We start from the raw sequence: 7,877 nt of genomic DNA, 5'->3' as shown, positions 1-7,877 counted from the left end.
CATCAGAAGTCGACCCCGACCTGGGCCTTCACGCCGGCCGCAAAAGGATGTTTGACGGCGACCATCTCGGTCACCAAATCCGCGGCCTCCGTGAGCGCCTCGGGCGCGTTGCGCCCCGTGATCACGACGTGCACGTGCGCGGGCCGCGCGCGCAGCGCTTCGAGCACCTCGTCCTCCGAGATGAAGTCGTAGTGGAACGTGTATGTCAGCTCGTCGAGCACGATCAGATCGCGCTCGCCCGACGCGATGGCCGCGCGCGCCGTCTCCCAAGCCGCGCGTGCTGCCGCCTTGTCCTTGCCGAGATCGTCGCTATCCCACGTAAAGCCGAGCCCCATGACATGAAACTGCAGCCCCGGAAGCGTCTCGGCGAAGATGCGCTCGCCGGTCTTCCACTTGCCTTTGATGAACTGCACCACGGTGACCCGAAGGCCGCGGCCCAGCGCTCGAAAGACCATCCCGAGGGCGGCGGTCGTCTTCCCTTTTCCGTGCCCGGTGTAGACCACGAGCAACCCCCGCGCTTTCGGCGCCGGCGCACCGGCCTTTTCAGCCTCTCCGGCCTCGGCGGCGTCGCTCGCATCGTTCGTGCTCATGATGGACTCCTTACCGCGCGGCGGAAGCGATGGCTGAACTCGGGATCGTAGAGCTTGGAGTTCGCAAAGTCGGTCGATGTCAAGACATGCCCCACCAGGATCATGGATTGCGTTTTGATCCCGGCCTCGCGCACCTTCTCACGAATGTCCGCCAAAGTTCCACGCACGATCTTCTGATCGGGGCAGCTCGCCTTGTGCACGACGGCCACCGGGCAATCGGGGCCATACGACGGGATGAGCGCTTCGACCACATCGCGCATCAAGGTGATGCTCAGGAAGAGACACAGGGTGGCGCGATGGGTCGCCAAGTCGGCGAGCTTCTCGCGTTCGGGCATCGGTGTGCGCCCTTCGGCGCGGGTGAGGATCACGGTTTGCGAGAGCTCCGGCAAGGTGAGCTCACGGCCGAGCGCGGCGGCGGCCGCCGAGAACGACGACACACCCGGCACGATCTCGTAGGGGATGGAGAGCTCCTCCATCCTTCGCATCTGCTCGGCGGTCGACCCGAACAGCGCCGGATCACCGGTGTGCACGCGCGCGACGTCATGGCCCGCGTCGCGCGCCGAAACGATGACCTCGAGGATCTGGTCGAGCGTCATGCCCGACGAGTCGAGCACGGTGGCGCTCGGATCGGCCATGGCGACGACCTCGCGGGGCACGAGCGACCCCGTGTACAAGACCACCGGGCACCGCGCGATCAGCTCCGCGCCGCGCAAGGTGATGAGCTTGGGATCTCCAGGGCCGGCTCCAATGATGTAAACGCGCATGAAACTCCTCGAATCGTCGAACGAGACGTCATCGGGCCTAGGACCCGCACTCAAAGGCAACGAAGGACCGTATCGCGAACGATCCGCCAAATGGGCGCGGGCATCTCCCCCAGCCACCGCGCATCGATCATGTCCTCCACATCCTCCTCCGCATCGGGATCGCCCCGATGAACGACGAGACGCCACAGACGTTCGCTCACGGAGCCATTTCGCTCGATGAGGAGCCGCGCGGCGAGGGTGCGGGCGAGCTCCTCGCCTTCGAGGTCGAACGTCAAGCACGGCGCGCCGAGCGCGGTGGGTGCGATGGGACCGACGGGCGCGAGGCGCACGAAGGGGCGCTTCGCCGGATCGATTTCGACGGGGCGCTCGAAGCCGGCCGCCGCCCAATCGCAAGGGGCCTTGGTGTTCCCCACCAGAAAATACTCCCCGCGGCTCTCGGCCAGGATGGCCCCCGCAAGTCGACCGACGCGCGACATTATTCCTCCTCCGACAGCACCGCGAGCGGGGCTCGATCGCGAGGGGCGGGCACGTTCTCCTCCGACCGCACACGCGCGTCGCCCTCCGACCGCACGGGCACGTTCTCCTCCGAAAGGACCAACGAACGCCCCGGCGTTTGACCGGCAATGGCGTTGCCGTCCCAGGTGTACTTGTTCGTATAGCCGCGCGGCGTGACCATGTAGCCCTCGAAGACGAACGTGTTGGTCGAGCCGACGAGCACCGTGGTGAGCATGCCGATCTCGAACTCCAGGAAGTGATCGAGATCGCTCAAGGTCACCTGCTCGAGCTTTCGATACGCGCTCTTCACGAGCGCCACCGGCGTCGAGCCGGGGCGGTAGCGCGCGATGATGTCGTGCGCCTCCACGATTTGGCGGGTGCGCCGGCCGCTGGCCGGGTTGTAAAGACCGATGACGAAGTCGGCCGACGCCGCGGCCTCGATGCGCCGCGCGATCACGGGCCACGGGGTGAGCAGATCGGAGAGCGAGATGGCGCAAAAGTCGTGACCGAGCGGGGCGCCGACCAACGAGCCGCACGAGTTGAGCGCCGTCATGCCGGGGACCATCCGCAGCTCCGGCGAGTCCCCGCGCTTCCAGCCGATCTCTTGGAGCACCTGAAAGACCAGCCCCGCCATACCGTACACGCCGGCGTCGCCCGACGAGATGATGGCCACCTTGGCCCCATCGCGCGCCCGCTCGACGGCGGCGCGCGCGCGGCCGATTTCCTCCGTCATGCCGGTGCGAACCACCTCTTTGCCCTCGATGAGGTGGCGCACCAGCTTGATGTACGTGGTGTACCCGACGATGACGTCGGACATTGCGATCGCCTCCAACGCCGCGGGCGAGGTGTGCTGCGAAGCACCGGGTCCGATGCCGACGATGGAGAGCAGCCCTTTCACGTCACTCATGGTTGGCGTCCTTCTTGGTTTCACTCGGGGTGCGGCGCGAAAATGGGATGCGCGCCACGGCAAAGGTCATCGAGCGGCCCGCCCCTTCTTCCGTGTACGTCTGCTTGGGCACCAAGAGCTTCTCCGCCCCGGCCGCGAGGAGCGCCGCCGGCTCCGCGACGCCGCGCGCACCCACGAAGCGCTTCACCGTCTCCGACGGGTTCTCGATGCCCGGCACCGCATCGAGCTCCTCGGGCGTAAAGATCTGCAGCGGCCATCGCCTCCGCTCGGACAGCGCGAGAAACGCGCGCTCGTCCGCCTTCTTGTCGATGGTCGCGATGGCCTTCACCGACTTGGACGACAAGCCATGCGCCGCGAGCAGCGCGTCCACCCCGCGCTCGACCATCTCGGGCGAAGCATCGCGATCGCAACCCAGACCGACCACCAGGCTCTTGGGCCGATACACCACGGCGTTGTCCCACTGCGCCGCGTCGATACGCGCTCGTTCACGATCCGTCGCGACCAGGAGGATCTCCCACGCGCGGGGGTCCACGCCATCCAGGCTGGTGGCGTACTGCACGCCATCGGGGAGCGGGCGATCCACGGGCCAAAAGTGCGGTTCGCCCGTCTCCTGCACGAACAAGACGGGGGCGGCGTTCACCACCGCCGCGCAGCCGCGCGTCACATTTCGATCCATGTCGTCGAGGGTCCAGCCGAGATCGCGTCCGAGGATGTCCACGGTCAAGGTGCCGATGGCGTCCGATGCGGTGGTCACCACGGACGCTGCCCCCAAGATGGACGCGACGCGCTCGGTGAAGACGTTGCCGCGGCCCACGTGGCCCGAGAGGACGCAGATGGAGAAGCGCGCGGCGTCGTCGACGCAGACGATGGCCGGGTCGACCTTCTTGTTTTGAAGGAGCGGCGCGATCATGCGGACCACGGCGCCCACGCTGATGATGAAGATGTGCCCATCGTAGGCCGTGAAGGTGTCGGACAAGAGAGGCCCCATCGGCAGCGCAAAGGGCTTGATCGTGAGCGGCGCGGCCAAGTGCGCGAGCTTGGCGGAGACGAAGAGATCCGCGCCGGGGAGCCCTGCGGCGAGCTTTCGTGCGATGTCGATGCCATGGCGGGTGATGGCGTAGATGGCGAAGGGACGGCGGGGGGTGGTCACGGGATCTCCTCGTTCGGGGCGCCGCCGAGGAGCACGCCGCTGCGGTCCTGGCGTTTGACGATCAACATGGAGAAGCAGCCGCCGCGCTCGTCGCGCAGCTTTTGAACGTCGGTCTCGAGGCGCTGCTCGGCCATGGTGGCCTTCGAGACGAAGAAGGCGCGGTCGGTGAGCCCCGTCTGCTCCAGCGCGGCGAGGATGGTGGGCATCTCGCCGCCCAGCTTCATCAGGACCACGGTGTCGAAGCGGGTGAGCAAGTCGACCAGATCGCTCACCCCATAGGTGGCCGGTACGATGGCGATGCGCTCGTGCCCGTCGGCGAGCGGCATCCCGCCGACGGCGGCCACCGCGGTGATCGACGTCACCCCGGGGACCACGTCGACGCGCAACCCCGGCCAGCGCTTGCGCGCCTCCTGCCGCACATAGCCGAAGGTGCTGAAGAGCGAAGGGTCGCCCTCGGTGACGAAGGCGACCGAGCGCCCCTCCACCAGGTGCGCTCCGATGGCGGAGACCGCCGCGTCCACGTGCGGGCGCACCTTCGACGGGTCCTTGGTCATGGGGAATGTCAGACGCAGCCGCTTTTGCCCGGGACGAGGCTCGGTGAGGATCGGCTCGATGATCTCCCACGCGACCGACGCGCCAAAGTCGGAGCTGCGCGGAAGCGCGAGGACCTCGGCCGACTGGAGCACCTTCACGGCGCGCAAGGTGATCAAATCCGACGCGCCGGGGCCGACGCCAACGCCATACAGGGTGCCGAGGTCGCTCATGACGCCACCGGCTTGGAGGCGGCCATGATGTGGATCGGGTTGAGCGACTCGTAGCGGCGGTAGTGCGCGAGGGGCACGCCGCGGGCGATTTGCACCAGGGTGATCTCGGGGTCGAGCCGGTGCGCGCGCAGGGTGGTGTAGGCCTCGGCCACGTTCTCGAGGGTGACGGCGTTGACCACGAGGCGGCCGCCGGGGCGGAGCGCTTCGAGGGACGCGGCGACGATGGCCTCCATGCTGCCTTTGCTGCCGCCGACGAAGACGGCGTCGGGCGCCTTCAGGCCCGCGAGCGCTTCGGGGGCGCGGCCCGCGATGACCTCGACGTTGTCGACCCCGTGGGTGCGCACGTTGTCGCGGCAGATGGCCACCCCCTCGGGGTCCACCTCGATGGCGTAGACCCACCCGCGCGGCGCGAGCATCGCGGCCTCGATGGCCACGGAGCCGGAGCCGGCGCCGATGTCCCAGACGATGGCGTCGGGGGCGATGGCCAGGGACGCCAGCGAGAGGAGGCGCACCTCGCGCTTGGTGATCAAGCCGTTCTTCGGCATGCGTTTGGCGAAGGCGTCTTCGTGCAGGTACGGGATGGCAGGCCGCGGGCGAAAGGCGCCCTCGCGCACCAGCAAAAGGACGTTGAGCGGATCGATGTCCGTCTGGGCAGCCAGATCGGCGAGGGCGAAGGCTCGGACCCGCTCGCCGGGGCCCGAGAGGCGCTCGCAGACCCACGCTTGCCAGCGGTCGTCGCCGTACTCGAGGAGGCGCGCGGCCAGGCGGGCGGGCGTATTTTCCGTGTCGGTGAGCACCGCCACCTTCGAGACATGGCGCAGGCGGCTCACGAAGCCGTCCATGCTGCGGCCGTGCACGGAGAGGACCTCGGCGTCCTCCCATGCGATGCCCGTGCGCGCGAACGCCCACTGGATGGAGCTGGGCGCGGGGAGGAACTCGACGTGCTCCGCCCCGAAGCGCTTGGCGATCAGCGGCCCGATGCCGAAGAAGAGCGGATCGCCCGACGCGAGCACGCACACCTGGTGCTCGTTGGCGAGCTCGGAGGCGCGGTCCAACGCCGCGCCGAGCCCGCCCTTGAGCGCGATCCGCTCGCCCGTGAACTGCGGAAAGAACGCGAGGTGCCGCTCGCCGCCCACCAGCACGTGGGCGCGCGCCACGGCGTTCGCGGCGCGGCTCGTCAATCCGGCGCAGCCGTCGTCCCCGATGCCGATCACCGTCACCGCCCGCCGCGTGCTCATGGCGCACCTCCCCGATCCCGCGACGGAGCTTGCGCTTCGTTCGCCGCGCGGCTCGTCAGTCCGGCGCAGCCGTCGTCCCCGATGCCGATCACCGTCACCGCCCGCCGCGTGCTCATGGCGCACCTCCCCGATCCCGCGACGGAGCTTGCGCGTCGTGTGCCCCTCGCGCTTCGTGCGCACCTTGCGCTTCTTGCGCCGACAAAAGGAGCAGCGCGTGAACGATGGCGACCGCGATGGTGCTTCCGCCTTTGCGGCCGCGGGCGGCGATGAACGGCACGGTGGAGGCGATGAGCTCGTCCTTCGACTCCGCCGCCGACACGAACCCCACCGGCACCCCGAGGACCAGCGCCGGCTTGGCGTTCTCCTCGCGCACCAGCCGCAGGACCTCGAGCAGCGCGGTGGGCGCGTTGCCGATGGCCACGATGGCGCCGTCGAGGACGCCCTCGCGGTGCGCTTTGCGCATCGACTCGATGGCGCGCGTGGAGTTCGAGGCGGTGGCACTCGCGATGACGTCTTCGTCGGAGATGAACGAGAACACCTTGCAGCCGTAGGACGCGAGGCGCTGCTCGTTGAGGCCGACGGCGATCATCTTCACGTCGACCACCACGGGGCACCCGGCGCGGAGCGCGCGGATCCCGGAGGCGATGGCGTCGCCGCCGAAGCGCATGAGCGAGCGGAACTCGAAGTCGGCGGTGGCGTGGATGACCCGCCTGACCACTTGCCACTCGGCGTCGGGGAAGCCGTGGGGGCCGACCTCGGCGTCGATGATGGCAAAGCTCCGGTCCTCGATCCCGCGCCCGAGCGCGGTCATCTGTCGCATGTCGCTGGTCATGAAGCCTCCGTAGGGGCCGGGCTCGGGTATCGCCCGAGCACCGCCCCGTTGAAATCGACGAGCACCGCATGAATGTCGAGCGCGCCGCCCACGTGCTCTCCGAGGTGGAAGACGACGCGCTCGCAGATGCTGCTGCACAACTGGGTGATGCCTTCACGCGCCGCGATCTCCATCACGTGGCGGGCGGTGTTGGCCGCGCGGATCTCGGAGACCACGGGCTCGCCTGCCCCGAGATCGCGCGCGATGCCGGCGAGCAGCTCCATGTTGACCTCGGAGCCGGCCGCGTGGGTCATCGTGCGACCGTCGGCCATCTTGGAGAGCTTGCCGATCATGCCCACCACCACCGCGCGCTCCGCGCCGCGCCGTGCGCAATGCTTGACCCCGACGCCCACGAAGTCGCCCACCTGCACGAAGGCCTCCTCGGCGAGCTCCGGGTAGAGCTTCATGGCGTACGCCTCCGACTTGCCGCCGGTGGTGAGCACCAAAATCGTCTGGCCGCGCTCGCGCGCCACGTCGATGGCCTGCACCACGCTCGCCTTGTACGCGGCCGTCGAATACGGTTTGACGATGCCGGTGGTGCCGAGGATGGAAATCCCTCCGAGGAGCCCGAGCCGGGCATTGATAGTCTGCTTCGCGAGCTCCTCGCCCCCCGGAACACGAATGGTCACCACGGCGCCGCGAAAGGCGCTGCCCGCGAGCTCCTCGAGGACCATGGCCGTGATGTTGCGCCTCGGCACCGGGTTGATCGCAGGCCCGCCCACCTCCAGCCCCAGCCCCGGCTTGGTCACCCGCGCCACGCCTTCGCCGCCGCGCAGCTCGATGCCGGGCTCCGCGCGCAAGCTCACCTCCGCCACGATCTCCGCGCCGTGCGTGCAATCGGGATCGTCGCCCGCGTCCTTGACGATGCTGCACACCGCCACATCGTCCGTGCGCTCGCATCGCTCCAGCACGAAGGTGTGGCGCTGGCCATTGGGGAGCGTCGACTCGATCTCGGACGACCCCTCGCCGCGCAGGAGCAGCCGGACGGCCGCCTTGGCCGCGGCGGCGGCGCACGCACCCGTGGTGAACCCTTCGCGCTGCCCCTTCGGATCGCGCGGGGGAACCACCGTTCGTAGCGTGCGCGGTAGGTCCACGGGA

Annotated in this window: 9 protein-coding genes; all 9 read right to left on the bottom strand. The window is 68.8% G+C overall.

Features of this window, described 5'->3' with window-relative positions; translation table 11 throughout:
• Nucleotides 1–2: 2 nt before the first annotated feature.
• Complete coding sequence (gene cobO, locus LZC94_47520) at nt 3–590, bottom strand: cob(I)yrinic acid a,c-diamide adenosyltransferase (protein WXB15459.1); 588 nt, start codon at nt 588–590, stop codon at nt 3–5.
• Complete coding sequence (gene cobM, locus LZC94_47515) at nt 587–1,354, bottom strand: precorrin-4 C(11)-methyltransferase (GenBank protein ID WXB15458.1); 768 nt, start codon at nt 1,352–1,354, stop codon at nt 587–589. The genes cobO and cobM overlap by 4 nt, the downstream gene beginning before the upstream one ends.
• Nucleotides 1,355–1,404: 50 nt before the next feature.
• Nucleotides 1,405–1,830 carry a precorrin-3B C(17)-methyltransferase gene (locus tag LZC94_47510; GenBank protein WXB15457.1) on the bottom strand — a complete coding sequence of 142 codons (426 nt, stop codon included), beginning with the start codon at nt 1,828–1,830 and terminating at the stop codon, nt 1,405–1,407.
• Complete coding sequence (gene cobJ / locus LZC94_47505) at nt 1,830–2,756, bottom strand: precorrin-3B C(17)-methyltransferase (GenBank protein WXB15456.1); 927 nt, start codon at nt 2,754–2,756, stop codon at nt 1,830–1,832. Before cobJ ends, LZC94_47510 begins: the two co-directional genes overlap by 1 nt.
• Nucleotides 2,749–3,906 carry a cobalamin biosynthesis protein gene (locus LZC94_47500; protein ID WXB15455.1) on the bottom strand — a complete coding sequence of 386 codons (1,158 nt, stop codon included), beginning with the start codon at nt 3,904–3,906 and terminating at the stop codon, nt 2,749–2,751. The genes cobJ and LZC94_47500 overlap by 8 nt, the downstream gene beginning before the upstream one ends.
• On the bottom strand, nt 3,903–4,670 hold the full coding sequence (gene cobI, locus LZC94_47495; GenBank protein ID WXB15454.1) for a precorrin-2 C(20)-methyltransferase: 768 nt from the start codon (nt 4,668–4,670) through the stop codon (nt 3,903–3,905). Before cobI ends, LZC94_47500 begins: the two co-directional genes overlap by 4 nt.
• Nucleotides 4,667–5,908 carry a precorrin-6y C5,15-methyltransferase (decarboxylating) subunit CbiE gene (cbiE, locus tag LZC94_47490; GenBank protein WXB15453.1) on the bottom strand — a complete coding sequence of 414 codons (1,242 nt, stop codon included), beginning with the start codon at nt 5,906–5,908 and terminating at the stop codon, nt 4,667–4,669. The genes cobI and cbiE overlap by 4 nt, the downstream gene beginning before the upstream one ends.
• A gap of 112 nt (nt 5,909–6,020) precedes the next feature.
• A complete protein-coding gene (locus LZC94_47485; GenBank protein ID WXB20330.1) occupies nt 6,021–6,728 on the bottom strand; it encodes a precorrin-8X methylmutase in 708 nt (235 codons plus the stop codon).
• A gap of 8 nt (nt 6,729–6,736) precedes the next feature.
• Nucleotides 6,737–7,873: a cobalt-precorrin-5B (C(1))-methyltransferase gene (locus LZC94_47480; GenBank protein WXB15452.1), complete on the bottom strand. Its 1,137-nt coding sequence runs from the start codon at nt 7,871–7,873 to the stop codon at nt 6,737–6,739.
• Nucleotides 7,874–7,877: the final 4 nt, after the last annotated feature.

Source organism: Sorangiineae bacterium MSr11954 (assembly GCA_037157815.1).
Classification (GTDB): domain Bacteria; phylum Myxococcota_A; class Polyangia; order Polyangiales; family Polyangiaceae; genus Pendulispora; species Pendulispora albinea.
The sequence above is the reverse complement of the archived record's forward strand: the minus strand, read 5'-3'. Positions and strand labels throughout refer to the sequence as shown.